Below are 26,521 nucleotides of genomic sequence, written 5' to 3'. Positions count from 1 at the left end.
CGCCCCGCTAACGTGAGCGGCATGGACGCGAAGGACGGCTCCGAGCAGGTTCCCGCCGGCCCTCCCGACGGCGCGACCGCGGCGAGCGTCGACGACGCCGCGGCAGCCCGCGAGAGCGGCCCGGACGCTGCGGGCACCACCGGCCCAGGGGATGCGGACACACGCTTCTTCGGCCAGCCGTGGGCGCTCGCGCACATCTTCGGCGTCGAGATGTGGGAGCGCTTCAGCTTCTACGGCATGCAGGGCATCCTGCTCATCTACATGTACTTCTCGGTCGCCGAGGGCGGACTGGGGATCGACCGGACGGTCGCGGCGGGCATCGTCGGGGCGTACGGCGGCACGGTGTACCTGTCGACGATCCTCGGGGCGTGGATCGCCGACCGGCTGCTCGGCTCGGAGCGCGTGCTGTTCTACAGCGCGATCGTCATCATGTGCGGCCACATCGCGCTCGCGCTGCTGCCCAACGTGTGGGGACTGGGCGTCGGCCTCATCCTCGTCGCGCTGGGATCGGGCGGCCTCAAGGCCAACGCGACCTCCGTCGTGGGCACTCTCTACGCACCCGACGACACCAGGCGGGATGCCGGGTTCTCGCTGTTCTACCTCGGCATCAACCTCGGCGCCTTCTTCGGCCCGCTGCTGACCGGACTGCTGCAGAGCACGATGGGCTTCCACTGGGGCTTCGGGCTCGCGGCGGTCGGCATGGCGATCGGCCTGATCCAGTACTCGTTCGGGCGGCGGTCCCTGCCCGACGAGTCGCGCCGCGTGCGCAACCCTCTGCCGGCGGACCGCCGCTGGGTCGCCGCCGGGATCGCCGCCGCGGGCCTCGTGGTCATCGTCGCGCTCGTGCTGACCGGGGTGATCCGCGCCGACAACCTGGCGCTCATCGTCATCGTGGTCACTGTGGGAGCGGCGATCGCCTACTTCGCCGTCATCACCAGCTCGCGCGGGGTGTCCGGCGTGGAGCGCTCCCGGGTCTTCGGGTTCATCCCGCTGTTCATCGTCAACGTCGGCTTCTGGTCGCTGTACCAGCAGCAGTTCACCGTGCTGACGATCTACTCGGACGAGCGGCTGAACCGGAACATCCTCGGCTGGGAGATGCCGATCTCGTGGGTGAACTCCATCAACCCGATCTTCATCATCATCCTCTCCGGGGTCTTCGCCGCCATCTGGACCAAGCTCGGCAGCCGGCAGCCGTCCACGCCCGTCAAGTTCGCGCTCGGCTCGATCATCATGGGCATCGCGTTCCTGCTGTTCCTGCCGTTCGCCAACGGACCGGCGAACTCGACGCCGCTGCTGGCGATCGTCGGCATCCTGTTCGTGTTCACCGTCGCCGAACTGTTCATCTCGCCGGTGGGGCTGTCTGCGTCGACGAAGCTCGCACCCGAGCGCTTCCACACGCAGATGGTCGCGCTGTACTTCCTGTCGGTGGCGCTGGGCACCTCGATCGCCGGCTGGCTCGCGGGCTTCTACGACCCGCACGACGAGGTGCCGTACTTCCTCATCCTCGGCGCCATCGCGATCGTGCTGGGCATCGCGCTGTGGCTCGCGGTCAAGCCCGTGCTCGCGCTGATGAAGGGCGTCAGGTAGCGCGTCGCCGTCAGTGGGCGACCGGGAAGCGCAGCACCGCGGCGACGGGCGAGCCGTCGATGAGGTCGGCGCTTCGCACCGCCCGCACCCGGCCTCCGCCGCGCAGGACGCGCGCCGCGATCTCGTCCACCAGCGCGTACGTGTCGGGGCCGGGTTCCAGGGCGTGGCGCACCGCGCCGAACTCGTCGATGGTGCCTTCGTCGGTGGCGTCCATGTCGAAGTGCAGCACGTCGACCGCGGCCTGCGTCGCCGCCTTGGCGACATCATCGAGGCGGCTGGTCGCCAGGTCCTGCGTGCGCAGCGAGCCGAAGTCCTCGCGCCACTGCCGCAGCTCGGCCGCGTAGTGGTCGTCGAGGATGCCGCGCACGAGATCGGACAGGCGCTCGTCATCGAGGGCCTGGGGGTGCGCCTCGACGCCCGCGTCGAGGAGCATCGGGTGCGTGTTCACCTCGCGGTAGGCCGGCTCGAGGTCGTTCGAGGCCGCGAGGATCAGCGGGACATTTGGTGGGACGACCCGCACGACCGCGTCCTGGGCGGCGCGCGCATACCGCTCCCGCTCGATGCGGTCGCCCGTCGCGCCGTCGGCACGTTCACGGTCGAATCGCCCGCTTGTGGTGGTGTGCTCGAGCATGAGGGCGTGGCCGGAGGGCAGGTCGAGCTCGCGCTCGATCGGTCGGTGGTCCGGGCCGAACTCGAGCAGCCGGGTGCCTCCCTGGGTGAGCTCTATCACGAACGCGCGGTGCGGGAAGGCGACCGCACGCAGCAGCGTGCCGGTGTCGAACCGGTCGCCGACCGCGACGTGCTCCACGACCTCGTTGACGAGCCGGAAGGCGTCGATGCGGGTCGGCGAGGCGAAGATCACGATCGATCGCGACTGGTGCTGCCAGAACTCGTCGTCGTCGTTGAGGGCACGGAGAGCGTCGATCACGGCTTTCGAGCTCCCGCGTGGCAGCTCCTTCTGCTCCAGCTGGCGCTCGGCGTCGTCGATGGCGTTGCGCAGCGCGATCCGGATGCGCTGATGATCAGCCGGCAGCGGCGACGACGGCAGCGTGATCGTCGCGCTGGCCTCGTCTCGGTGGTCGATGAGGTCGAGCAGGTGATCGGTGTCGGGGATGTCGGCGGGAAGCATGCCGCCAATGTAGGCATAGTCGGAAGCGGTTATCGAGGGGTTGCGCACCGGCGTTCAGCGTGGCACCCCTCCGATAGCGTGGATGCCGTCGCGAAGGGAGCACGAGTGGTCACTGGGGAGCTGCGCAGGCAGGTCGACAAAGTATGGGATGCTTTCTGGTCCGGCGGTATCGCGAACCCGGTCGAGGTGATCGAGCAGATCACGTATCTGCTGTTCATCAAACGGCTCGACGACCTGCAGCTGCTCGCCGAGAGGAAGGCCGCCCGCTTCGGCGAACCGGTCGAGAATCCGGTCTTCCCCGAGGGTCACGACGAGCACGCCGTCTCGCCCCGCCCGTACCGCGATCTGCGGTGGAGCGTCTTCACGAACTACAGCCCCAGCGAGATGTTCGAGATCGTTTCGGAGCACGTGTTCCCCTGGCTGCGCCGCCTCGGCGCCGCGGGGTCGAGCTATGCGCGCAACATGCGCGACGCCCGGTTCACGATCCCGACGGCCGCCCTGTTGACGAAGGTCGTCGACCTGCTCGAAGACATCCCGATGGCAGACCGCGACACCAAGGGCGACATCTACGAGTACATGCTCTCGAAGCTCGCGACCAGCGGCACGAACGGCCAGTTCCGCACCGCGCGGCACGTCATCAAGCTGATGGTCGAGCTGCAGCGCCCGCGCCCCGACGACCGCATCATCGATCCGGCGGTCGGAACGGCAGGGTTCCTGGTGGCCGCAGAGGAGTATCTGCGCGAGCATCACCCCGAGATCTGGGCGGATGCCACATCCCGCGCGCACTTCAACGGCCCGATGTTCACCGGCTACGACTCGGACGCGTCGATGGCGCGGATCGCGAGCATGAACATGCTGCTTCACGGCGTGGAGAATCCGACCATCGAGCGCGCAGATTCGCTGTCGGAGGGCCACCCCGGCGACGACACCTACACGCTGGTGCTCGCGAACCCGCCGTTCGCCGGCTCGCTCGATCAAGAGACCGTGTCGAAAGACCTGCAGAAGGTCGTGAAGACCCGCAAGACCGAGCTGCTGTTCCTGGTGCTGATGATCAGGATGCTGCGCAACGGAGGACGCGCCGCGGTCATCGTTCCGGAGGGCGTGCTGTTCGGTTCGAGCAACGCGCACAAGGCCGTGCGCAAGCTGCTCGTCGACGAGCACAAGCTGGATGCCGTCATCAAGCTGCCATCAGGAACGTTCAAGCCCTACACCGGAGTTTCAACCGCCATCCTGCTGTTCACGAAGACCTCATCGGGCGGCACCGACAACGTGTGGTTCTACGATGTGCGCGCCGATGGGTACACACTGGACGACAAGCGCACGCCGATCGGGGCGAACGATCTGCCCGACGTACTCGCGCGGTGGCGGAACTTGGATGCCGAAGCCGACCGTGCGCGGACCGACCAGAGTTTCATGGTCCCCCGGCAGGAGATCGTCGACAACAACTACGACCTCTCGCTCAATCGGTACAAGGAGATCGAGATCGAGGAGGTCGAACATCGCTCGCCGCTCGAGATCCTCGACGAGCTCGACGCACTTGAGCTCGAGATCCAGGAGGGCCTGAAGCGCCTCCGGGAGATGTTGGCGTGACCTGGGAGACAGTACCGCTCGAGGGGCTCATTGCTCCTGTATCAGGACGCGCAGGTGATCAAGATCTACCCGTCTACTCCGTGACCAAACACGCGGGGTTCGTGCCGTCTGAGGATTACTTCAAGAAGCGTGTTTATTCGAAAGACCTCACAACCTACAAGGTCGTTGATGTCGGACAGTTTGCGTACGCAACAATTCACCTCGACGAGGGCTCCATCGGCGTAGCACCCGTGCGCTGTGTCATCAGTCCGATGTACACCGTATTCTCGATCGACCACTCGCGTGTTGATGAGCAGTACCTGATCCGGTTTCTGAAGTCTCCGCAGGCGATGGCGACATATCCAGTACTTGGAAGAGGCACAGCTGAGCGCAGAAGATCCATCTCTCTCGACGCGCTGAGCCGTCTACGGGTTCCCCTCCCACCCCTTCCCGAGCAACGCCGCATCGCCGCAATCCTCGACGAGGCCGACGCCCTCGTTGCCACGGTGCGGAGACAAGTGTTGCGCATCGATGAAGCGGAAGACAGGCTCTTTGACGCGACGCTCGGGATTTCTCAGGCGAAGCGCACTCTCACGCTTGCCGATATTGCTACTGACTTCCGATACGGCACTTCTGCAAGGGCGGGGGGAACGGGTTTCCCCGTGCTTCGCATTCCAAACGTCACCGGCCGGGCAATCGACATCAACGACCTCAAGACGGTCGACCTGGCAGACTCGGAGCGCAACCGACTTGAACTCACCGATCGCGACGTGCTGTTCGTCCGGTCAAACGGAAACCCGAAGTTGGTCGGACGGGCGGCAGCCTTCGAGTCACTACCGGCTGCGCTCCGCGGTGAAGCCCCCTGGGTCTTCGCCTCGTACCTGATCCGCGCTCGGCTCGCGCCTCACATCAGCTCTCGCGCCGTCGTGGCGGCCGCGCGGAGCCGGGTCGGGCGACAGCACCTGGTCGGCGCTGCGGCGACTTCCGCTGGACAGTACAACATCAGCATTCCTGTATTGAAGAATCTGCCGATGTTCGACCCCTATGGTGGGGCCCAATCCAAGTTTGATGAAGCGTCGCAATCACTCACCACCCAACGCGCACTGCTTGACCGCCGACTGGAGAGCCTCGTTGCACTCGCCGCATCTCTCCGGCACCGCGCATTCCGAGGCGAGCTTGACTGACATCCACATCTACGCCGACGAAACAGAAAATCTACGAGTCTGAGGGCAAGGCGGGCGCAACGCCCTACTTCGGAGTGAATGCGCGGACGACCAGCTATCCGCTATCGCGGAAGACACCCTCTGAAGCGTCTTGTCACTGGTCGCCTACGTACTACAGCGTCCCACACCGCGCCAACATACCCAAGTGATCGAACAGCATCCTCGGATATCTGAGGGTGGTCCGAGGGGGCTGCGCGAGCATCGATCTCAGTCGGTGTAGTCGTCTTCACTCAGCAAGTACGCGACAGAGTCAAGTTCGTTTCGCAGGCCCCACTCACGGTCGGCGAGGATGCCCCGGGCCGCGCGCTCACGGAATTCGTCGTAGGAACCGAGGTGCAATTGCGCCAGCAGCTCATCACGACGCGCGATGAGCTGTTCTGTGCTCAACTGAATGACAGGTGCCATGGTCCTCCTGACCTCTTTCCACAGTAGAACACGAGCCCCAGACATCCCGCGGACATCTGAGGCTTATGAGTAACTCAACTAGTCATAAATGTGGCTTCGCGGATTATGAGTAACGCAAGGTCGTCGTCGGACGCGGGCGGCCGTCCAAAGAGGACAGCCGCCCGCGCTCCCTCAGTACCCGACTTGGGCGAGGGCGTACTCGGCCTGTTCGTGCGTGAACCCCTCGCCGTACTCGCTCGTCAGCTGCTGGTAGAGGCCGGCGCGGCTGAACTGGGAGAACTCCAGATACGACTCGGCGCTCTCGACCGCTTCGGCGTTCCAATCGACGAGTCCGTTCTCCTCGAGGTAGGCGATAGCGAACTCGGCGTCGGCGGCTTCGTAGCCCTCGCCGTACTCACTGGTCAGCTGCTGATACAGGCCGGCCCGCGAGAACGCCGAGAACGACAGGTATGACTGCGCGGAACCGATCGCGTTCTCCTGGCCGAGCGTGAGCACCGGCTTGGGCGCCTCGCTGGTCACGCTCAGCTCGAGACCTTCGAGCGGGTACTCTCCGCTCGTCGGACTCTGCGCGGTGATGACCCAGTCGTCGCCGGCTTCGCTGGGCTCAAGTGTGAGGCCCACCTCCTCCAGGGCCGCCTGGGCTTCCGCGAGTGTCATCCCGACGAGGTCGGGAACCTTCACCGTCTCGACCGGCTCTTCAGACCTCGCCGCTTCGCCGCTGATCGGCGCGTGACGGGTGACGGAGCTCGAACTGCTCCGCGCTCCGTTCACGGCTGTAGCGATGACGCCCACCAGCACGACGGCACCGACGATGATGAGCAACCAGTGCCACCACTTCAGCTGGGACAGGCCGCGCCTCGACGAGACGGCGACGGCACCACCGCCCTCCGCCGTCGGGTCGGGGGCGGCAGGTGAAGTCGCCGGGTCAGCATCGGCCGGTGCCGAGGAAGGGACGGAGACCGCGGTGTGCTCGGTCCACCGGGTGCCATCCCAGTACCGCTGAGCGGCTTGGTCCTGCGGATCGGGGTACCACCCGGCAGGAGGCCGCTGCGGATCGGCGGCGGGATCGGGAGTGATGTTGTCAGACATGACGGAACCTTCTGGTCGTGCGAGGCACGAACCCCAGGTGCGTGCCACCGGCGGATGGCCAGTAGGACAGGACACACCCCACCTCCGACATTGCAGTCGGCGGTGTCTGGAACGATGAAGCTGTGAAGATCTGGCGACGCCGCACCTTGCGCCTGGGAGTGTATGTCGACGCGTTCAACGTCTACTACGGCGCTCGTAGCCAGTGTGGTCGCGGTGCCGCAGGGTGGCGTTGGCTCGATCTGTTCAGCTTGAGCGAGCGCATCGCCTCCGCGCGGTTCGCCCGGCCAACTCGCATTACCACACTCAAGTACTGCACGGCCTTACGCGAGAAGGACGGCGACGCATCCTCCGCTCGAGACCAAACGATGTACTTGAACGCTCTTCAGGTGGACGGCCGCGCCCACATCGAATTTGGCCAGTACAACGTCAAGACGGGCAAGGGGGTGCTCGTCCAACCCACTCCACGCCGTCGCTACAAAAGAGTTGTCTCACCTGGGCGGGAGTCGATACCCACTTGGTTGCCCGCAGAGGAGACCATGGGGCCTGAAGGGGACGTCAATCTCCTCGTGCAGTACACGTCATTCGAGGAGAAGGGCTCTGACGTGAACGTTGCGACCCATCTCCTTTCGGACGCCTTCCGTGGTCGCGTCGATGCGGCAATTGTCATTTCCAACGACGGTGACCTGCGACTTCCTCTCCAGGTCGTGAGACACCACATACCGATCGGTTTGATCAATCCCACGCAACGCCCGCTCTCACAGATGCTGAAAGGCGACCCGAGCGACGGTGTTGGTGGCCACTGGTGGCATCGACTGCAGCGGGACGACTTCTTCGCACATCAATTGCCTCCTTCGCTTGGAGGTTTCCACAAGCCTGCTGGCTGGTGACCCCGTCGTCTCCGATTTGTGCTTTCATTGATCTACACCACCCAGTTCTCTCCCCTCGGGGAGGGGCTGGGTCTTTTCCTTCCTCCGGTTCAACCGGCCCATTCGCTAGCATCGACCGAGGCGGAGGCCTGATTCCGCCGGAGGAGCCGTTCGGTGGGGAACTTCGACTTCGCCCTCGCGCAGTGGCCAGGGCTGGCCGAGGCGGCGATGCGCGCGGAGTCATACCTCAAGCCCGACCCACGCACGGCCGCAACCTACGCCCGGCGGGCGGCGGAGCTGTTCACGGGGTGGATCTACGCCGCCGAGAATCTGGCCCGCCCGTACGACGACTCGTTCTCGAACCTCACTCACCAGCGACCGTTCCGCGACGTCGTCGGCGACGATGTCTGGGGCAAGCTCAAGATCATCCGGCTGATCGGCAACGACGCCGTCCACAAGGACGACGAGATGCCGGTTGCACGTGCTCGCAGCGCCCTGGAGCAGCTGCACCAGGTGCTGCGCTGGCTGCACCACTGCTACGGCGACCCGTCTGATCCCGAGCCCGCCGCCTTCGACTTCGCGCTCGTGCCACCGGCTCCCGCGGTCGTCCTCCAGCGCACACGCGCTCAGCTCCAGAAGCTGCAGAGCGAGTTCGACGAAGAGCGCGCGCTGTTGAGCGAGCAGCTCGCAGCCGCGCGGGCGCTGGGCGCCCAGGCTCTCGCCGACCTCGATACAGCCCGCGCAGAGCTCGCCGAGCTGAAGGCTGCCAACCAGCAGCGGAACGCCGCGCGAGGCATCCCCGACCCCGCCGCCGCCACCGAGGCCGCCACCCGCACTCAACTCATCGACCTCCTCCTCCGTGAAGCCGGCTGGCCTCTGGACGATCCCCGCGACCGCGAGTATCCGGTGACCGGGATGCCGTCGGCCACCGGTGCCGGCAAGGTCGACTACGTGCTGTGGGGCGACGACGGCAAGCCGCTCGCCGTCGTCGAGGCGAAGCGCACGCGCTTGAGCGCGAAGGAGGGGCGCCTGCAGGGCGAGCTGTACGCCGACGCCCTGGAACGCGCGTTCGGCCAGCGGCCCCTCATCTACTACACGAACGGCTACCGGCACTGGCTGTGGGACGACCGACGCTACCCGCCGCGCGAGGTCGCCGGATTCGCGACGAAGGACGAACTGACCCTCGCCGTGCAGCGCCGCACGTCGCTGCGACCGCTGGACTCGATCGAGATCGACCGGCGGATCGTGGAACGGCCCTATCAGCTCCGCGCCATCCGAGCCGTCAATGAAGCCTTCGAGCAGAAGCGCCGTCGCGCCCTCGTCGTCATGGCCACCGGCACCGGGAAGACACGCACAGTCATCGCGCTCGTCGATGTGCTGCAGCGTGCGAACTGGGTGAAGCGGGTGCTGTTCCTCGCCGACCGCACGGCGCTCGTCAATCAGGCGATCGGCGCGTTCAAGGCGCATCTGCCCGACAGCGCGCCGGTGAACCTGCTGACCGACCGCGACAGCGAGGGCCGGGTCTTCGTGTCCACGTATCAGACTGTGATGGGGCTGATCGATGCCGGCGACGACGATCTGCGCCGCTTCGGACCCGGGTACTTCGACCTCATCGTCGTCGACGAGGCTCACCGCTCGATCTACCACCGCTACGGCGAGATCTTCGACTACTTCGATGCGCTCGTCGTCGGACTCACCGCCACGCCGCGAGCGGACATCGACCGCAACACCTATCGGCTCTTCGGCCTCGACGACGGAGTACCCACCGACGCCTTCGAGCTGGACGACGCAATCGAAGGCGGCTACCTCGTGCCACCGCGAGCGCGGGTCATCGACCTGGGATTCATGAAGCGCGGCATCCGCTACGCCGACCTCACCGATGCCGAGCGCGAGGAGTGGGATGCGCTGGAGTGGCAGGACGGCGAGATCCCCGATGAGATCGATGCGGCCGCCATGAACCGCTGGCTGTTCAACGCGGACACCGTCGACAAGGTGCTGGAGATCCTGTTTGAGGAGGGGCACCGCGTCGCCGGCGGCGACCGGCTCGGCAAGACCATCGTGTTCGCGAAGAACCAACGGCACGCCGACTTCATCGAGGAACGCATCTATGCCAGTCACCCCGAGAATCGCGGACAGCTCGCCCGAGTGATCACACACGCCGCCGGCGCCTACGCGCAGAAGCTCATCGACGACTTCTCCACACCGGGCAAGCCACCCGACATCGCGATCTCGGTCGACATGCTCGACACCGGCATCGACATCCCCGATGTCGTGAACCTCGTCTTCTTCAAGCCCGTGCACTCGCAGACGAAGTACTGGCAGATGATCGGCCGCGGCACGCGTCTGCGCCCCGACCTGTACGGCCCGGGGCAGGACAAGACGGATTTCCTCGTCTTCGACGTGTGCGGGAACATCGAGTACTTCAATGCCGATGTGCCCGAGGCATCCACTCGCCGGCAGGTGTCGCTCTCGGAGCGCACCTTCCTCTCGCGCCTTCGGCTGCTCGCGCTGCTCGCCGGCGCCGAAGATACAGGCGAGCAGGAGCTGCGTGACGCCATCGCGACCCGGCTGCACCGCGCAGTGACCTCGATGAACCGCGGCAACGTCATCGTGCGCAAGCATCTGGAGGCGGTCGACCGCTTCTCCGGCGAAGAGGCGTGGCGGTCGTTCTCCGCCGCAGACCTCGATGCCGCGGCCGAGCTGGCCGGGCTCCCGAGCCCCGCCGAGACCGACGCCGACGAAGCGGCAAAACGGTTCGACGACCTGATCCTGCAGGCGCAGATCGCCGTCGCCGAAGGCGCGGTGGTTCCGCCAGAGATCATCCAGCGCGGCATCGACATCGCGCAGGCACTCACCGATCGTCGCGGCATCCCCGCGGTCGACGCCCAGCGCACCCTGATCGATGCCATCTCGCAGCCCGAGTGGTGGCGGGCGCCGTCGCTCACCCTGCTGGAACGCGTGCGCATCGCGCTGCGGGAGCTGGTGCGGCTCATCGACCAGAGCGGGCGCCGACCCCTGTTCACCGACTTCGAAGATTCGGTCGACCTCTCCCGTGACGTCGAGATCGACAGGATCGTGCCGGGTCTGAATCGCAGAGCCTTCCGTGAGAAGGTGCTGGGCTTCCTGCATGCACACTCCGAGGACGTCGCCCTGCACAAGCTGCGCACCGGGCGAGCGCTCACCGACCTCGATCTGCAGCAGCTGGAGGAGATCCTGGTGAGCGCGGGAGGAGTGGATGCCTCGCAGCTGCGCTCACGATCGGTCGAAGCGGGCGGGCTCGGGCGGTTCATCCGCTCGATCGTCGGGCTGGATCGTTCGGCCGCGGAGGCCGCGCTCTCGGACTTCGTGGCGGCACCCGGCTTCACCCAGCGGCAGCACGCCTTCATCGACCTCGTCGTGCAGCAGCTGACGATCGCGGGCGAGCTCGACCCGAAGCGGCTCTACGAAGACCCGTTCACCGGCCTGTCGCCGGAAGGCCCGGACGGGCTGTTCACCGACGCCCAGGTGACCGACCTCATCGCCCGGCTGCGTGGAATCGACGCGACGGCCGAGCCGGCGCCGGAGGCCGACGCGGTCTAGTCACCGCGGGGCGGCCTCCTCGGTCGCCGCGTGGCGGCCCGGCGGCTCCGGCGGCAGGAAGTTGCGGGCGGCGAGCGGCGCGACCTCGATCTGCTCGGCATCCGCCCGGCTGATCCAGCGCAGCTCGGCGATCTCGGCGGCCGCGACCGGGCGCTGGTCGCCGATGTCGACCGCGAACACCTCCGCGACGACCTCGAAGCCCGGCTCGTTGGCTGCCGGGGCGGTGAAGGTGCCGAGGGCGCGCAGGGCTCGCGGATCGACGTCGAGCCCGAGCTCCTCACCAAGCTCGCGGCGGAGGGTCTCACTCGGCGACTCACCCGGCTCGGGCTTGCCGCCCGGCTGCATGAACGCGGTGGTGCCGTGCTTGCGCACCACGAGCAGACGGCCGTCGGCATCGGTGATCACCGCGGCGGACACCTGGATGCGCCGCTCCCGGGCCGGCACGCTCAGGATCGTCAGCCCGATCGCGATGACGACCAGGCCCGCGATCGACACCGGCGACAGCTGCTCGCGCAGGACGATGACCCCGAGCAGCGTCGCCCCCAGCGGCTCGGCGAGCGTGAGCGTGGTCACCGTCGTCGGGTTGAGGCGCTCCAGCCCCCAGCCCAGCAGCAGATACGCCAGGACGGTCGCCACCAGCGCCAGCCAGATCACCAACAGCGCACCCTCTGTCGTGAACAGCCACGCGGTCGGGGTGGCGATGACGACGGGAAGGCTGAGGATCGCGGTGACGCCGAAGACGCTGCCGGCGGCCAGGCCCACCCGCCAGCCGCGGTCGAGGAGGATCTTGGTGGCGATCGCGTACACGGCATACGAGGCGCCCGCCCCGACGGAGGTGAGGATGCCGAGCGGGTTCACGGTCGCGCCGGTGCCGCCGGCATCCACTCCCCCTTGACCGATGACTCCCGAGACCAGGACCACCCCGACAAGCGCCACCGCGGTGGCGACGCCCCAGCGCAGCGACGGGATGCGGCGCCGGATGATCGCGTCGAGCACTCCCGTGATGATCGGGGCGGAGCCGATCGCGACCACGGTGCCGATCGCGACGCCGTTCATCGCCGCGCCCCCGAAATAGGTCGGCTGGAACGCGAACATGCCGAGCGCTCCGGCGACGACGAACACCCAGGAGGGGATGCGGTCCAGTCCGCGCCCGGGCGGGCGCGGCGGCGGTGGTGTCCGCAGGTACTGGCGCCAGGCGATCGCCCCGAGGATCGCGCCGCCGAGCAGCAGCCGTGCGGCGCCGACCGACATGGCGGAGCCGTCGGTGTCGGCGAGCACGTACGCCGGGCTCGTCGTGGCGAAGCAGAGCGCCGCGACGATCACGGCAAGGGCGGCAAGCATCCGAGCATTCTTTCACCGAAGCGGGCCGCCCGGCTTGCGCCAGACGAGCTCACCGTGCGGGACGAGGAACCATCCGTCGGGCGACGCCGCCCAGTCGCGCCACGCCGCGCTGATCGCACGCAGCCGTGGACGGTCGGCCAAGCCGCTTCCGACGAGCTGGCGCGCGATCGCCGACTCGAGGATGCGGTCGGCCCACATCCCGCCCCACCACCGCCGGCAGTCGTCGTCCGCGTAGTTCCACACGGATGCCGTGGCGACCGCGTCGTGCAGTCCCGCCGCGTTCGCCCACGCGAGCAGGTGCCGCCCGGCATCCGGCTCACCCCCGTTGGCGCGCGCGGCCGCCCGGTACAGCACGAGCCAGTGGTCGAGCTCAGGCGACTGCGGGTGCCAGATGAAGCCGCCGTAGTCGGCATCCCGGACCGCGACGACGCCTCCCGGTCGGGCGACCCGCGCCAGCTCGCGCAGCGCCTGGACCGGGTCGGCGACGTGCTGGAGCACCTGGTGCGCATGAACGATGTCGAACGAGTCGTCAGAGAAGCTCAGGGAGTGCACGTCCTGGACCTCGAAGGCGATGTTGTGGAGACCCTCCCCGCGGGCGAGATCGCGGGACAGCGAGAGCGCGTCGTCGTCGAGCTCGGTCGCCGTCACGTGCGCCACGCGCCGTGCGAAGTCGACCGTGATCGTGCCCGGGCCCGCGCCGACGTCGAGCAGCGTCGCGTCATCGCGCAGCTCGGGCTCGAGATAGGCCGCCGAGTTCGCGATGTTCCGGTTGCTGTGCGATCGCAGCACGGAGGCATGATGCCCGTGCGTGTAGCGGGGTTCGGTCACGCTCCGAGGCTACCGACGCCGGTCGCGGGGCCGCGGGCGCGCCGGCGGCAGAGCGGGAGCCGGCACCGCCGCCCCGACGCGGTTCGAGATCTCGCCGATGCCCTCGATCGACATGGTGACCACGTCTCCCTCGCGCAGGGGCGGGGGCGTCAGGCTCTGGTTGCGGCCCCACAGCTCGCCGAGGCATCCCCCGTTTCCGACCGTGCCGGAACCGAGCACGTCGCCGGGGACGACCCGTGAGTTGCGCGATGCGTAGGCGACCAGCTCGGGGAACGGCCAGCCCATGTTCGAGACGAGGTCCTCGCCGACCAGCGCGCTGTTGACGCGCACCTCGGCGCGCACGCGCAGGAAGCCGTCCTCATCGAGGTGCTGCTCGAGCTCGTCCGCGGTGACGATCCAGGGCCCGAGCACGGTGCCGAAGTCCTTCCCCTTGGCTGGACCCAGCCGCACCTTCATCTCCCGGGCCTGCAGGTCGCGCGCCGACCAGTCGTTCATGATCGTGTAGCCGAAGATCACGGCCTTCGCCTCGCCGGCGGTGAGGTTCGACTCGCCGACGCCGGGGGCGGCGCCGATCACGGCCGCCAGTTCGAGCTCGAAGTCGAGTCGATCTGTCACCGGGGGCCGCAGCTCGTGCCCGGTGCCGTGGACGGTGTGGGGATTGGTGAAGTAGAACGTGGGCGCCTGGTGCCACTCCGGCGGGACGTCGCTCTTTCCCTCCACGCCGGCGCTGACGCCCTCGACGTGCTCCTCGAAGGCGACGAAGTCACGCACCGACGCCGGGGAGACCGGCGAGACCAGGGTCACCTCGGCCAGCGGCGTGCCCTCGGCGGCGAGCGCGCGCTCGTGCAGGTCTCGGGCATCGGCCAGTCCGCGTGCAAGCACCTCGGCGACGGTCAGCCCGTCGGGGAAGGGTACGACGGCGTCGTCGATGACGAAGCCGTCGGCGCGTGCGGCGCCCTGGGTCCAGCGTGCGATCCTCATGCGGTCTACTCTGGACGGCTGCCGAGGCGAGGGCTACCCGCCCGCGCCCATCTCAGGCATCGGCGGACGTGATGCGCGGGATCACGCCTTGGTGGAGAAGGCGGCGTCGAACGCGGCGGCGGGCGGAGTGATCGCGTTCAGCTCCCGCACGAACGCGAGCGCCTCCGGGGCGCCGTGCAGCCGGTCCATCCCGGCGTCCTCCCACTCGACGCTGGTCGGGCCGTCGTACCCGATCGCGTTCAGCGCCCGGAAGAGCGGCTCCCACGGCACCTCGCCGTGCGCCGTCGAGACGAACGTCCACCCGCGCCGCGGGTTGGCCCACGGCAGGTGCGAGCCGAGCACGCCGTTGCGGCCGTCGAGGTTCGTCACCGACTCCTTGACGTGCACATGGAAGATGTGCGGAGCGAAATCGAGCACGAAGGCCACCGGATCGAGCTGCTGCCACATGAAGTGCGACGGGTCGAAGTTGATGCCGAAGCTCTCGCGGTGGCCGATGGCCTCCAGCGTCGCCTTCGCGGTCCAGTAGTCGTATGCGATCTCGGACGGGTGCACCTCGAGCGCGAAGCGCACGCCGACCTCCTCGAACACGTCGAGGATGGGATGCCACCGGTCGGCGAAGTCACGGTAGCCTGCCTCGACCCACTCGTCGGAGGCCGGCGGGAACATCGCCACAGCCTTCCAGATCGCCGACCCCGAGAAGCCCACGACGGTCTTCACGCCCAGCTTCGCGGCGAACCGCGCCGTGTTCTTCATCTCCTCGGCGGCGCGCTGCCGCACGCCCTCGGGGTCGCCGTCGCCCCACACGCGATCGTTCAGGATGTCGCGGTGTCGCTCGTCGATCGGGTCGTCGCACACCGCCTGACCCGCGAGGTGGTTCGAGATCGTCCACACCTTCAGTCCGTTGCGCTCGAGGATGTCGAGCCTGGACTGCACATACGCGTCGTCATCCCATCGGCCCACGTCGATGTGGTCGCCCCAGCAGGCGATCTCCAAGCCGTCGTATCCCCACTCGCCGGCGAGCCGAGCCACTTCCTCGAACGGCAGGTCGGCCCACTGGCCGGTGAACAGCGTGATCGGACGGGTCATGTCGTCTCTCCTTCGAAAATCACACGTGTGCGGGAGCGCTCGTGCGCACCCACACGGAATCCCTCGCGGCGCTCTCATCGACGGCGGCGAGCACCCGCTGCACGCTCAGGCCCTCGGCGAACGTCGGATGCGGGTCGGTCCCCGCGACGATGCCCTCGACCAGGTCCTTCGCCTGATGCACGAAGCCGTGCTCATAGCCGAGCATGTGCCCCGCCGGCCACCAGGCCGAAACGTACGGATGCACGGCCTCGGTGACGAGGACCTTCGAGAAGCCCTGCAGGCCCTCGGGCGCCGAGCGGTCGTAGTGCTGCAGGGCGTTGAGGTCCTCCAGGTCGAACGCGAGGGCGCCCTCGTCGCCCGAGACCTCGAGCGTCAGGGCGTTCTTGCGGCCCGTGGCGAACCGCGTCGCCTCGAACGACACGAGCGCGCCGTCTTCGAGCCGGCCGGTGAAGATCGCGACATCGTCGACGGTCACGTCGCCGAAGCCCTCCGCCGCGGTGCCGCTCAGACCCGAGCCCGATTCCAGCAGCGGGCGCCGCTTCACGATCGTCTCGGTGACTCCGGATACGGCCTCCACCTGCTGTCCCGTCACGAACTGCGTCATGTCGATGATGTGCGCGCCGATGTCGCCGAGGGCACCGGAGCCGGCGTGCTCCTTCTGCAGGCGCCACGCCAGCGGCATCCCCGGATCGACGAGCCAGTCCTGCCGGTACGCGGCACGCACCTGCTGCACCCGGCCGATCCGCCCCTGCGCGATGAGGTCGCGCAGGAACGTGACGGCGGGCACGCGCCGGTAGGTGAAGCCGACCATGGCCCTCGCTCCGCGCTGCGCTGCGCGCTCCGCGGCGGCGAGCATCGCCTCCGCCTCGGCGACGGTGTTGGCGAGCGGCTTCTCGCACAGCACGTGCTTGCCCGCATCCAGCGCGGCGATCGCGATCTCGGCGTGTGAGTCGCCCGGGGTCACGATGTCGACGATGTCGATGTCGTCGCGCGCGATGACGCTGCGCCAGTCGGTCGCCGACTCCTGCCAGCCCCACTGCGCGGCGGCCTGGGCGACGGCCTCGGCGTTGCGGCCGACGACCACCGCCATCTCCACCGCCCGCGGCAGGTCGAACATGGCGGGAGCCTGCCGCCATCCCACCGAGTGGGCGGCGCCCATGAAGCCGTACCCGATCATCGCGACGCGAAGCGGGCGCGACGATCCTTCGCTGTGCGTGTCAGTCACGGCGCTGTGTCCCCTCTCGTGAGGTGAATGCGGGGCGCCCGGCAGCGCGCCGGGCGCCCCGCTTCGATCAGGATGCGAAGGCGAGGTCGATGAACTCGTCCACGTTGTCCTTGGTCACGACCGGCGCGTCCAGCACGATGCGGTTCGGAACGCTCGGCGTGATGAGGTCGCCCATCGTCTTGGCCTGCGCGATGAGGCGGGCCAGCGCGATGCCGTCCGCGGCCTGTGTCGACGGGTAGATGACCGTCGCCTTCAGCACGCTGTCGTCGGCCTTGATGGCCTCCATGGCGTTCTTCGACCCGGCACCGCCCATCATGAAGAACTCGTCCCGGCCTGCGGAGTTGATCGCCGCCATCACGCCGACACCCTGGTCATCGTCGTGGTTCCAGATGGCATCGATCTGCGGGTTCGCCGCGAGCAGCTGCGACGCCGCCGTCTCGCCGCCGGCGACCGTGAAGTCGGCGGCGACGCGGGCGTCGACCTGGAGACCGCAGTCGCTCAGGGCATCCTTGAACCCGCGGGAGCGATCCTGCGTCAGAGGCAGGGAGTCGATGCCGGCGATCTCGGCGACGAAGCCCTCACCGCCGAGCTGCTCGCAGATGTAGGTGCCGGCGCTGACGCCCATGCCGTAGTTGTCGCCGAGGATGGTGGAGCGCGCCGCGAACGGGCTGGAGAACTCGCGGTCGACGTTGATGACCGGGATGCCGGCCTGCATCGCCTTGATCGCGACCTCGGTGAGCGCCGCGCCGTCGGTGGGCAGGAGGACGATCGCGTCGACCTGCTCGTTGATGAAGGTCTCCACGGCGGCGATCTGGGCGTTGGCGTCGTTCGTGCCTTCGGCGACCTTCAGCTCGACATCGGGGAAGCTGTCGGCGGCCGCCTGAGCACCGGTGTTGATGGCGCCGAGCCAGCCGTGGTCTGCGGCGGGTCCCGAGAAGCCGATCACGACGGTCTCGCCCGCCTGGGCGTTCTCCTCGTTGGACGTGCCCCGATCGACGACGTCGTCGTCTGTGCCGCCGCTGGTGCAGCCGGCGAGCAGCCCGACGGAGAGGGCGGCGGCGAGGCCGACCGCGGCCAGTCGCGACCACCTGGTGCGAAATGCGTGCATGTGTGCTTCCTCCTTGAATGCGAATGCGGGTCGGCGCTGCTGCGGCGGGGTTGCGCACGGGTGCAGACACGCTGACGTCGATCAGGCTAGCAGAAGCATTCGCGAATCGATCTACTTTTGTGTGTCGTTCGGCAGAAGCACTTTTCTGAGGCCCTGCGGACGCTGACCGCCTGAACCACACAACCCCGAGTCGGGTTCGTCATGGCTCGAGGGGAGGCTTCGATACGGTCTGGCCGCATGTTATGGTCGCTGGGTGCTCAAAGATGACCACCAGGCGCCACTCCTCGCAGTGCGCGGGGTGACGAAGGCCTTCGCCGGGGTGCAGGCACTGCGCGGTGTCGATCTCGAGATCGCACCGGGCGAGGTGCACTGCATCCTCGGGCAGAACGGCGCCGGCAAGTCCACGCTCATCAAGGTGCTCGCCGGGGTGCACCGGCCCGATGCCGGGGAGATCACGTGGGATGGCCGGGCCGTCGAGATCCCCGATCCGCAGGCCGCGCTCGCCCTCGGCATCGCGACGATGTATCAAGAGCTGGACGTGGCCGACGGGCTCACGATCGCGGAGAACGTCTTCCTCGGCCACGAGCTCGCGGCCGGCGGCTTCACACGGCGCGGCGAGGCCGCGCGCCGCACGCGCGAACTGCTGCGCCGTCTCGGACACGGCGGACTCTCGCCGCACACCGAGGTCGGCCGGCTCAGTGCCGCCAACAAGCAGATCGTGAGCATGGCGCGCGCCCTCTCCCACGACATCAAGCTGATCATCATGGACGAGCCCTCCGCGGTGCTCGACTCGGAGGAGGTGAAGAACCTCTTCCACGTGGTTCGCGAGCTCACCGCCGAAGGCATCGCCGTCGTGTACATCACGCACCGTCTGGAGGAGATCCGTGAGATCGGCGATCGAATCACGGTCCTCAAGGACGGCCGCAGCATGGCGTCCGGCCTCTCCGTCGCCGATACCCCGACGCCGGATCTCATCCGGCTCATGACGGGGCGCGCTGTGGAGAACATCTTCCCGCCTGCGGTGCCGGTGCCCTCCGATGCGCCGGTCGTCCTCGAGGTCGACGGGCTCGGGCTGGCGGGCGTGTTCCGCGATGTGTCCCTCACGGTGCGCGCAGGAGAGATCGTGGGGCTCGCCGGGCTCGTCGGGTCGGGGCGCTCGGAGATCATGGAGACGATCTACGGCGCGCGCCGCGCGACCGCGGGCACCGTGTCGGTCTCCGGCAGACCGCTGCGCCGGGGATCGGTCGTGTCGGCGGTCGCCGCCGGCGTCGGCCTCTCTCCGGAGGAGCGCAAGAGCCAGGGTCTCGTGCTCGACGAGCCGATCTACGTCAACGTGACCCTCTCGGCACTCTCACGGTTCGGTCGTGCGGGGTTCCTCGACGAACGGGCGGAGCGCGAAGCCGCCCGCGAGCAGATCGAGGCGCTCGAGCTGCGGCCGCCCGACCCCGACCGGCCCACCGTCACGCTCTCCGGCGGCAACCAGCAGAAGATCCTCCTCGCCCGGTGGCTCGTGCACGGCACGCGGGTGCTGCTGCTCGATGAGCCCACCCGGGGAGTGGATGTCGGCGCGCGCGCCGAGATCTACGCCCTCATCCGCCGCCTGGCCGCGGCCGGCAACGCGATCGTCATCGTCTCGAGCGAGATCGAGGAGGTGCTCGGGCTCTCCGACACCGTGCTGGTGATCGCCGAAGGCCGCGTGCTGCAGACCGTCCCGGCCGCCGAGATCGACGAGCACGGCGTGCTCGACCTCGTCATGAAAGGAGCTGCCGCGTGAGCGAGCAGACCACCCCCGGCGCACAGCTCGCCGAGCCCGAACCCCCGACCGCATCGAAGCCGGGGCGATCCGGCGTGCAGCGCGTGCTGTCCGGGTCGGTCGGGCGCAACCTCGGCCTGGTCGTCGCTCTGCTGCTCATCGTCATCGTGGGAGCCGTGACCGCAGGCGACACGTTCCTCACCTGGAGCAACACGCTGACGATCCTGCGCCAGGCGTCGATCATCGGCGTCATCAGCATCGGGATGACCTTCGTGATCATCTCCGGCGGCATCGATCTCTCCGTGGGTTCGGTGATGGGACTGGCATCCGTCGTCGCGACCCTCGACGCCACGCAGGACCTCGCCGAGAGCACCCACTGGATCGTCATGGTGGTCTTCGCCCTCGCGGTCGGCATCGCAGCGGGCCTCATCAACGGAATCGTGATCGCATACGGCAAGGTCGTGGCGTTCATGACCACCCTCGCGATGCTCGTCGCGGCCCGGGGCCTGGCCGAGATCCTCGCCAACAAGCGCACCCTCGTCATCGAGGACCGCGGGTTCGTGTCGTTCTTCAACGCGGACATCCTCGGCATCGACATCCTGATCTGGATCTTCATCCTCGTCGCGGTCGCGGGTTGGGTGCTCCTCAACCGCACGACCTTCGGTCGCCGCACCGTCGCGATCGGCGGCAACAGCGAGGCATCCCGTCTGGCCGGCATCAACGTGAAGCGGCACATCGTGTGGCTCTACGCCATCGCGGGGCTCACCGCGGGAATCGCCGCCGTGATGATGCTCGGCCGCACGACAGCCGGCACCTCCACCCACGGCCAGCTCTACGAACTCGACGCCATCGCGGCAGTGGTCGTCGGCGGCACGCTGCTCATCGGCGGGCGCGGCACGATCACCGGCACCGTGCTCGGCGTGCTGATCTTCGCAACGCTGTCGAACGTGTTCGTGCAGAACAACCTGTCGTCGTCGGTGCAGGCGGTGGCCAAGGGCGTCATCATCGTGATCGCCGTGCTGCTGCAGCAGCGCTTCGCCAAGCCCGCCGGTCGCGATTCCACCTGACGTCGTCCGGGGCGACGGCGACTTCCGCCGCCGCCGCTGTGTCTGTACTGGCAGAATGAGCAGAAGTCCGTCGACTTCTGCCGAAGAGTCCGTGAGCTTACTGAATCGTGGCGTCCATGAGTATCGAATCCCCCACTTCGAGCATCGGGGTGACCGAACTCTTCCAGTTGCTGCGCGACGGTGCCCCCCGCACGCGGGCGCAGCTGGCGAAGTCCACCGGTCTGGCACGCTCCACCGTCGCCGCACGGGTGGACGAGCTCATGCGCCTCGGCCTGGTCACCCCAGTCGAGGGCGCCGCCTCGACCGGCGGCCGTCCGCCCTCCCAGTTCGCCCTCAACCCTGCGGCACGCGTCGTGCTGGCCGTCGACCTCGGCGCCTCGCACGCGACCGTCGCCGTGCTCGACCTCGCCGCGACCATCATCGCCGAGCGCACCGACGCCCTCGACATCGCCCTCGGCCCGGAGCGCGTGCTCACCCATGTGATCGAGGCTGCGGCTGCGCTGCTCGACTCCGCGGGCCGCGTCAACGCCGACATCGGCGCCGTCGGCATCGGCGTGCCCGGCCCTGTCGAGCACTCCACCGGTCGCCCGGTGAACCCGCCGATCATGCCCGGCTGGAACAACTTCGACGTGCCGGGCTGGATCGCGCAGCATCTCGACGTGCCGGTCCTCGTGGACAACGACGTCAACATCATGGCGCTCGGTGAGCGAGCGATGTCACGGCCCGGCACGCAGCACCTCGTGTTCGTCAAGGTGGCCACCGGCATCGGCGCCGGCATCGTGTCGGGCGGCAGGCTCGTGCGCGGTGCGCAGGGCGTCGCGGGCGACATCGGGCACGTCCGGGTGGCGCGGGGATCGGAGGTGCCGTGCACGTGCGGCAACCGCGGCTGTCTGGAAGCCCTCGCCTCGGGCCCGGCGATCGCGCGGTCGCTGCGCCAGGCCGGGCTGGACGCGACCAACGGCAACGACGTCGTCGAGCTGGTGAAGCACGGCAGCATCGACGCCATCCAGGCTGTGCGTCAGGCGGGCCGCGACATCGGCGAGGTGCTCACGGCGTGTGTGAGCCTGATGAACCCGTCGGTGATCGCGATCGGCGGCTCGATGGCGCGCGTCGGCGAGCACCTCATCGCGGGCGTGCGCGAGATCGTGTACACCCGGTCGACGCCGCTGGCGACGGAGCATCTCGCCATCGTGCACTCGGCCGCGGCGGACAAGGCCGGGGTCCTGGGCGCGGGCGTGCTCGCGATCGAGCATGCCCTGGCCCCCGAGTCGGTGCAGCGTCTCGTCCGCGGCTGACGGCGTCGAGGAGGCGGCGCCGCGGCATTCGATGCGGACTCCCTCATCTCCTCACCCGCGCCGTGGGTTCGCAATTCAGTCCCGCCATCATCCGGTGCTGCGCCTGTCAGCGGATTCGCAGGGTCGCGGCACGCACGCCGGCGCGCCCGGACTGAGTTGCGGACGCCGTGGGCGCCTCCGGGGCCGCGGACCGCGAGGTCCCGGTGCTCACCGCTCCAGCACGACGGCGAGTCCTTGCCCCACGCCGATGCAGATCGCCGCGACGGCGACTCCGCTGCCGCGGCGGGCGAGCTCGTGCGCGGCGTGGCCGATGATCCGGCCGCCGGAGGCGCCCAGCGGGTGTCCGATGGCGAGCGCGCCGCCGTGGATGTTCACCTTCTCGGGGTCCAGGCCCTCCCACCCGCGGATGTCGGCGATCGCCTGGGCGGCGAACGCTTCATTGAGCTCGACGAGGTCGACGTCCGCCCAGGTCCGCCCCGCCCGGGCGAGCGCCTTGTTCGCCGCCTCGATCGGGGCGAGCGGGAACACGTCCGGCTCCACCGCGTGCGCCGCGCGCGCCGCGATCCGCGCCAGCGGCTCGCCCGGCAGCGCACCCTCCCCGGCCAGCAGCACGGCCGAGGCTCCGTCGTTGATCGGCGATGAGTTGCCGGCGGTGACGGTGCCGCCGCCGTCCGGGGCGAACAGGGCCGCCAGCGCAGCGAGCTTGTCCATCGAGGTGTCGTCGCGGATGCCCTCGTCGCGCGCGAGCTCGGCCCCGGGCACCTGGACGACCTCGCCGTCGTACACACCCTCGGCCCACGCCCGCGCGGCGAGCCGGTGCGAGCGGACCGCGAAGGCATCCTGCTCCTCGCGACTGATGCCGCCCTCGCGGGCGACCTTCTCGGCGGACTCTCCGTTCGAGATCGTCCAGTTCCCGGGCAGCCGCGAGTTGACCATGCGCCAGCCGATCGAGGTGTTCCACATGGTCTGGTTCCCGATCGCCGGCCACGGCCGCGGCGACTTCTCCACGATGTACGGCGCGCGGCTCATCGACTCCACGCCGCCCGCGAGGACGATCTCGGCGTCGCCGGCCTCGATCGCCCGCGCACCCTGGATCACCGCCTCCACCGACGACGCGCACAGCCTGTTGACGGTCACCCCGGGCACCGTCGCGGGGAACCCGGCAAGCAGCGCCCCCAGCCGCGCGACGTTGCGGTTGTCCTCCCCGGCCTGGTTCGCGTCGCCGAAGATCACGTCGTCGATGCGGGCCGGATCCAGACCAGTTCGATCGACGCTCGCCCGCATCACGACCGCGGCCAGATCGTCGGGACGGATGCCGGAGAGGGCACCACCGGCGCGGCCGAACGGCGTCCGCACGGCGTCATGGATGAACGTGGTCATCGCGTCTCCCTCGTGAAGCGTCGCGCTGTGGGCGCGGCAGTGCGTGTCGCCAGGGTAGACGAGAGATCGGCCGGGCCCCAGACGGGGCCCGGCCGATCCGGCTCGCGAAGTGTCAGGCGATGACGGCGAATCCGCCGGTCCAGTTCACCTGCTCGCGCACGGCGAGCACCATCTGCAGGAAGCCGACGGCCTCCAGCTCGCGCGCGCGCCTGAGCGATCCGGCATCGGCGACGGTGAGGCCGCCCGCCTCGATGACCGAGCGCACGAGCGCCTTGGCCGGCTCGTCGTCGCCTGCGATGACCACCGTGGTCTCGGCGTCGCCGACCTGACCGCTGGCCAGGGTCGCCGCGAAGTTCGTGTTGAAGGCCTTCACGACGCGGGCGGACGGGAGGGATGCCTGCAGCTCCTGCGCCGCCGAGCTGTCGGCGGGCACGACCAGGCCGTCGAACGTGTCGAAGTCGACCGGGTTGGACAGGTCGACGACGACCTTTCCGGCCAGCTGGGGGCCGTAGGTCGTGACGATCTCGGCCAGCGCCGGGTAGGGCACCGCCGGCACGACGATGTCTCCGGCGAGGGCCTCGCCGTATGCGGCGGAAGTGCCGTCGACCCGCGCAGCGAGCTCTGCGGCCTTCTCCGCGCTGCGGGCGACGATCTGCACGTCGGCCCCGCCCTTCGCGACGATCTCGGCGATCGCCGACCCCATGTTGCCGGTTCCGATGATGGTGACGGTGGTCATGTCCATTCCTCTCAGTCGGCTGCGGCAATCGGTTGCCTCAGCAAGTATCTGAATGCTCCAACTCGCTTGCCTCAGCAACTATTCCCCGGGAGCACGGCTAGGATCCCGGCATGGCCTCCCTCGTGCCCCGCATGGACCCGCTCGAGTCGCGCGCCTGGCTCGCCCTCATCGGCACCGCGGAGCTGCTGCCGGCCGCCCTGGACGCGCAGCTGCAGGCGGATTCGGGGATCACGCACTTCGAGTTCATGGTTCTTTCCGCCCTCACCCGCGCCGCCGGCAAGCGGATGCGGATGACCGACCTGGCCGCGGCGACCAACGCGACCCTCCCCCGCATGTCCAAGGTGGCCGGCCGCCTCGAGGCGCGCGGACTCATCGAGCGGTCCGCTGCCGCGGACGACGGCCGCGCGGTCGACCTGCAGCTGACGGGCGCCGGACGCCGCACCCTCGTGCGGGCGACCCCCGATCACATCGCCCTCGTGCGCAGTCTCGTGATCGATCGCCTGACGCCGCAGCAGCTCACCGCCCTCGCGGACGCGCTCGAGCCGGTCGTCGCCGCTCTCGACCCGCAGCGGCGCATGAAGCTGGTGCACGACCGCCCCGCGGGGTGAGGCGTCAGACCTCGCGCAGCGCCTTGGAGAGCTCCCGCGCCGCCTGCACGACGATGCCGCTCAGTCGCCGCTCGTCGGCCCGCTCGATGTGCACGACGATCCCGATCGCCGCCGGAGGAAGCCCCTCGGTGCGCGCCAGCGGAGCCGCCACCGAGACGTTGCCGAGCGTCATCTCCTCACGCGTGGTGGCGTACCCCCGCGCGCGGGCGCGCTCGATGTCGGCCCGCAGCTCGGCCTCGGACGTGATCGACAGCGTCGTCTCGCGCTCGAGTGGCACCGAGAAGAACCGCTGGAGCCAGGCCTCGTCGCGGGTGGCGAGCAGCGCCTTGCCCACACCGGTGGTGTGCAGCGGATGCCGGCCGCCCATGCGACTGAGCGTGGGGATCGAACCGGTCCCGGTGATCCGCCCCACATAGAGCGCCGTAGCCGACTCCGGCTCTCCGTCGAGCACGGCCAGGTGCACGTTCTCCCCGGTGGCTTCGTAGAGCCGCAGCATGTGCGGCAGCGCGGTCTCGCGCAGGTGCAGCGACAGCGGCGAGAGCTCGCCGAGCTCCCACAGCCGGGCCCCGATCGTGTACCGGTGCCGCCGGGCGCGGGTGAGCAGACCGTACTCGGTGAGCGTGGCCAGGAGGCGATGCAGGGTCGACGACGGAAGCCCCGTCCGCGCGGCGATCTCGGCGGCCGACAGCGCCGGCTCGTCGTCGGTGAAGCACTGCAGCACACGCATCGCGCGGGCCAGCACACCCTCCCCGGCCTCCTGCACGGCTCCTCCTCGGATCGCGTCCCCGATACCGAGGCTACCGGTGCATGGCACCCTGATGGCATGGCCAATTCGCCGTCCGGCGACTCGATGACCGAACGCCTCGTGCGTGTGCTCGAGACGTTCACGGTCGATCGCACCGTGCAGACCGCGTCGGAGATCGGGCGGAGGGCGGGACTGCCCTCGTCCACCGCCCATCGCATCGTCGACGACCTCGTCGCCGCAGGCCTGCTCGACCGCGACGACGAGCACCGCGTGAGTCTGGGCATGCGGCTGTGGGAGCTCGCACTGCGCGGGTCGCGCGCGCTGCGCCTGCGGCAGGCGGCGCTGCCGCACATGGAGCGCATCCAGGCGCAGGTGCGCGAGCACACCCAGCTCGCCGTGCTCGAGCAGGACTCGGCGCTGTTCCTCGAGCGCCTGTCGCACCCCGACGCGGGCGCAAACATCACCCGGATCGCGGGCCGGCTCCCTCTGCACGCCTCGTCATCGGGACTGGTGCTGCTCGCCCATGCCGATGCCGAGCTGCAGGAGCGTGTGCTCAGCGGGCAGCTGTCCGCGCTCTCGCCCGACACGGTGACGGATGCCGCAGCCCTCCGCCGCCGGCTGGCCGGGATCCGCGCCGCCGGCTATGTCGTCGCACCCGGATCCGTCGAGTCCGTGTCCACCGGCGTCGCAGTGCCGGTGCGCGACGCCGAGGGGACCGTCATCGCCGCCCTCTCGGTGGTGCTGCCGCGGGATGCGAACCCGGATGTGGCCATCGCCGCCCTGCTGCGCGCCGCACGCGGCATCCGCTCCGATCTGCGCGCGACGTCCGGCTGATCGTCGATTCCCATTGAACGGGCAGTGTGTCCCGAGGGGTCGAGCCCTCGGGACACACTGGTGCGCAGCATCCCGACCCCCTTCGTC

At 68.9% G+C, this 26,521-nt stretch carries 22 protein-coding genes and 1 pseudogene; 10 read left to right on the top strand and 13 right to left on the bottom strand.

Annotation, left to right across the window (positions count from 1 at the left end):
- The first annotated feature begins 21 nt into the window (after positions 1-21).
- A complete protein-coding gene (locus ACIWQI_RS06305) occupies positions 22-1,587 on the top strand; it encodes a peptide MFS transporter (RefSeq protein ID WP_396656283.1) in 1,566 nt (521 codons plus the stop codon).
- 10 nt (positions 1,588-1,597) lie between these two features.
- On the opposite strand, the gene ACIWQI_RS06300 is transcribed toward ACIWQI_RS06305, so the two are convergent.
- Positions 1,598-2,716 carry a hypothetical protein gene (locus ACIWQI_RS06300; protein ID WP_396656282.1) on the bottom strand — a complete coding sequence of 373 codons (1,119 nt, stop codon included), beginning with the start codon at positions 2,714-2,716 and terminating at the stop codon, positions 1,598-1,600.
- Between the two features lie 105 nt (positions 2,717-2,821).
- Here ACIWQI_RS06300 and ACIWQI_RS06295 point away from each other — a divergent pair, with 105 nt between their 5' ends.
- Together ACIWQI_RS06295 and ACIWQI_RS06290 are read left to right on the top strand one after the other, a co-directional pair.
- Complete coding sequence (locus tag ACIWQI_RS06295; protein WP_396656281.1) at positions 2,822-4,306, top strand: N-6 DNA methylase; 1,485 nt, start codon at positions 2,822-2,824, stop codon at positions 4,304-4,306.
- A gap of 80 nt (positions 4,307-4,386) precedes the next feature.
- Positions 4,387-5,469 (top strand): restriction endonuclease subunit S, encoded by a 1,083-nt coding sequence (locus tag ACIWQI_RS06290; RefSeq protein ID WP_396656280.1) that lies wholly within the window; start codon positions 4,387-4,389, stop codon positions 5,467-5,469.
- 246 nt (positions 5,470-5,715) lie between these two features.
- On the opposite strand, the gene ACIWQI_RS06285 is transcribed toward ACIWQI_RS06290, so the two are convergent.
- The gene (locus ACIWQI_RS06285; RefSeq protein ID WP_396656279.1) at positions 5,716-5,913 is read right to left on the bottom strand and encodes a hypothetical protein; all 198 of its coding nucleotides are present in this window, start codon (positions 5,911-5,913) and stop codon (positions 5,716-5,718) included.
- Between the two features lie 171 nt (positions 5,914-6,084).
- Positions 6,085-7,002: an Ltp family lipoprotein gene (locus tag ACIWQI_RS06280; protein WP_396656278.1), complete on the bottom strand. Its 918-nt coding sequence runs from the start codon at positions 7,000-7,002 to the stop codon at positions 6,085-6,087.
- Positions 7,003-7,124: 122 nt separating this feature from the next.
- Here ACIWQI_RS06280 and ACIWQI_RS06275 point away from each other — a divergent pair, with 122 nt between their 5' ends.
- Positions 7,125-7,889, top strand: coding sequence for an NYN domain-containing protein (locus ACIWQI_RS06275; RefSeq protein WP_396656277.1), 765 nt, complete (start codon positions 7,125-7,127; stop codon positions 7,887-7,889).
- Between the two features lie 153 nt (positions 7,890-8,042).
- A complete protein-coding gene (locus tag ACIWQI_RS06270) occupies positions 8,043-11,447 on the top strand; it encodes a DEAD/DEAH box helicase family protein (protein WP_396656276.1) in 3,405 nt (1,134 codons plus the stop codon).
- Here the strand turns inward: ACIWQI_RS06270 and ACIWQI_RS06265 are convergent, their stop codons facing one another.
- From ACIWQI_RS06265 to ACIWQI_RS06235, 7 genes and pseudogenes are all read right to left on the bottom strand, one after another.
- Complete coding sequence (locus ACIWQI_RS06265; RefSeq protein ID WP_396656333.1) at positions 11,448-11,891, bottom strand: NUDIX domain-containing protein; 444 nt, start codon at positions 11,889-11,891, stop codon at positions 11,448-11,450.
- 12 nt (positions 11,892-11,903) lie between these two features.
- Positions 11,904-12,788 (bottom strand): annotated as a pseudogene (locus tag ACIWQI_RS06260) (DMT family transporter); the annotation flags it as partial.
- Positions 12,789-12,800: 12 nt separating this feature from the next.
- Complete coding sequence (locus ACIWQI_RS06255) at positions 12,801-13,616, bottom strand: class I SAM-dependent methyltransferase (RefSeq protein ID WP_396656275.1); 816 nt, start codon at positions 13,614-13,616, stop codon at positions 12,801-12,803.
- A gap of 9 nt (positions 13,617-13,625) precedes the next feature.
- On the bottom strand, positions 13,626-14,597 hold the full coding sequence (locus tag ACIWQI_RS06250; RefSeq protein WP_396656274.1) for a fumarylacetoacetate hydrolase family protein: 972 nt from the start codon (positions 14,595-14,597) through the stop codon (positions 13,626-13,628).
- A gap of 81 nt (positions 14,598-14,678) precedes the next feature.
- Positions 14,679-15,683: a sugar phosphate isomerase/epimerase family protein gene (locus tag ACIWQI_RS06245; RefSeq protein WP_396656273.1), complete on the bottom strand. Its 1,005-nt coding sequence runs from the start codon at positions 15,681-15,683 to the stop codon at positions 14,679-14,681.
- 19 nt (positions 15,684-15,702) lie between these two features.
- Positions 15,703-16,860 (bottom strand): Gfo/Idh/MocA family protein, encoded by a 1,158-nt coding sequence (locus ACIWQI_RS06240; protein ID WP_396656332.1) that lies wholly within the window; start codon positions 16,858-16,860, stop codon positions 15,703-15,705.
- Positions 16,861-16,975: 115 nt separating this feature from the next.
- Positions 16,976-18,016: a substrate-binding domain-containing protein gene (locus ACIWQI_RS06235; RefSeq protein ID WP_396656272.1), complete on the bottom strand. Its 1,041-nt coding sequence runs from the start codon at positions 18,014-18,016 to the stop codon at positions 16,976-16,978.
- Positions 18,017-18,314: 298 nt separating this feature from the next.
- Here ACIWQI_RS06235 and ACIWQI_RS06230 point away from each other — a divergent pair, with 298 nt between their 5' ends.
- The 3 genes from ACIWQI_RS06230 (at position 18,315) to ACIWQI_RS06220 (ending at position 22,131) form a co-directional block, all read left to right on the top strand.
- Positions 18,315-19,790 (top strand): sugar ABC transporter ATP-binding protein, encoded by a 1,476-nt coding sequence (locus tag ACIWQI_RS06230; RefSeq protein ID WP_396656331.1) that lies wholly within the window; start codon positions 18,315-18,317, stop codon positions 19,788-19,790.
- Positions 19,787-20,836, top strand: coding sequence for an ABC transporter permease (locus ACIWQI_RS06225; RefSeq protein ID WP_396656271.1), 1,050 nt, complete (start codon positions 19,787-19,789; stop codon positions 20,834-20,836). The genes ACIWQI_RS06230 and ACIWQI_RS06225 overlap by 4 nt, the downstream gene beginning before the upstream one ends.
- A 116-nt stretch (positions 20,837-20,952) precedes the next feature.
- Complete coding sequence (locus ACIWQI_RS06220; protein WP_396656270.1) at positions 20,953-22,131, top strand: ROK family protein; 1,179 nt, start codon at positions 20,953-20,955, stop codon at positions 22,129-22,131.
- Between the two features lie 207 nt (positions 22,132-22,338).
- Here the strand turns inward: ACIWQI_RS06220 and ACIWQI_RS06215 are convergent, their stop codons facing one another.
- On the bottom strand, positions 22,339-23,511 hold the full coding sequence (locus ACIWQI_RS06215; RefSeq protein WP_396656269.1) for a thiolase family protein: 1,173 nt from the start codon (positions 23,509-23,511) through the stop codon (positions 22,339-22,341).
- A gap of 112 nt (positions 23,512-23,623) precedes the next feature.
- A complete protein-coding gene (locus ACIWQI_RS06210) occupies positions 23,624-24,253 on the bottom strand; it encodes an NADPH-dependent F420 reductase (protein WP_396656268.1) in 630 nt (209 codons plus the stop codon).
- 104 nt (positions 24,254-24,357) lie between these two features.
- Here ACIWQI_RS06210 and ACIWQI_RS06205 point away from each other — a divergent pair, with 104 nt between their 5' ends.
- A complete protein-coding gene (locus ACIWQI_RS06205) occupies positions 24,358-24,855 on the top strand; it encodes a MarR family winged helix-turn-helix transcriptional regulator (protein ID WP_396656267.1) in 498 nt (165 codons plus the stop codon).
- 4 nt (positions 24,856-24,859) lie between these two features.
- On the opposite strand, the gene ACIWQI_RS06200 is transcribed toward ACIWQI_RS06205, so the two are convergent.
- Positions 24,860-25,618, bottom strand: coding sequence for an IclR family transcriptional regulator (locus ACIWQI_RS06200; RefSeq protein WP_396656266.1), 759 nt, complete (start codon positions 25,616-25,618; stop codon positions 24,860-24,862).
- 60 nt (positions 25,619-25,678) lie between these two features.
- On the opposite strand from ACIWQI_RS06200, the gene ACIWQI_RS06195 reads away from it, so the two are divergent.
- Entirely contained in the window at positions 25,679-26,434 is a 756-nt protein-coding gene (locus ACIWQI_RS06195; protein WP_396656265.1) for an IclR family transcriptional regulator, read from the top strand.
- Positions 26,435-26,521 lie beyond the last annotated feature (87 nt).

Origin of the sequence: Microbacterium sp. (assembly GCF_044508325.1) — a bacterium.
Taxonomy (GTDB): domain Bacteria; phylum Actinomycetota; class Actinomycetes; order Actinomycetales; family Microbacteriaceae; genus Microbacterium.
This window is presented reverse-complemented; position numbering and strand designations above follow the sequence as displayed.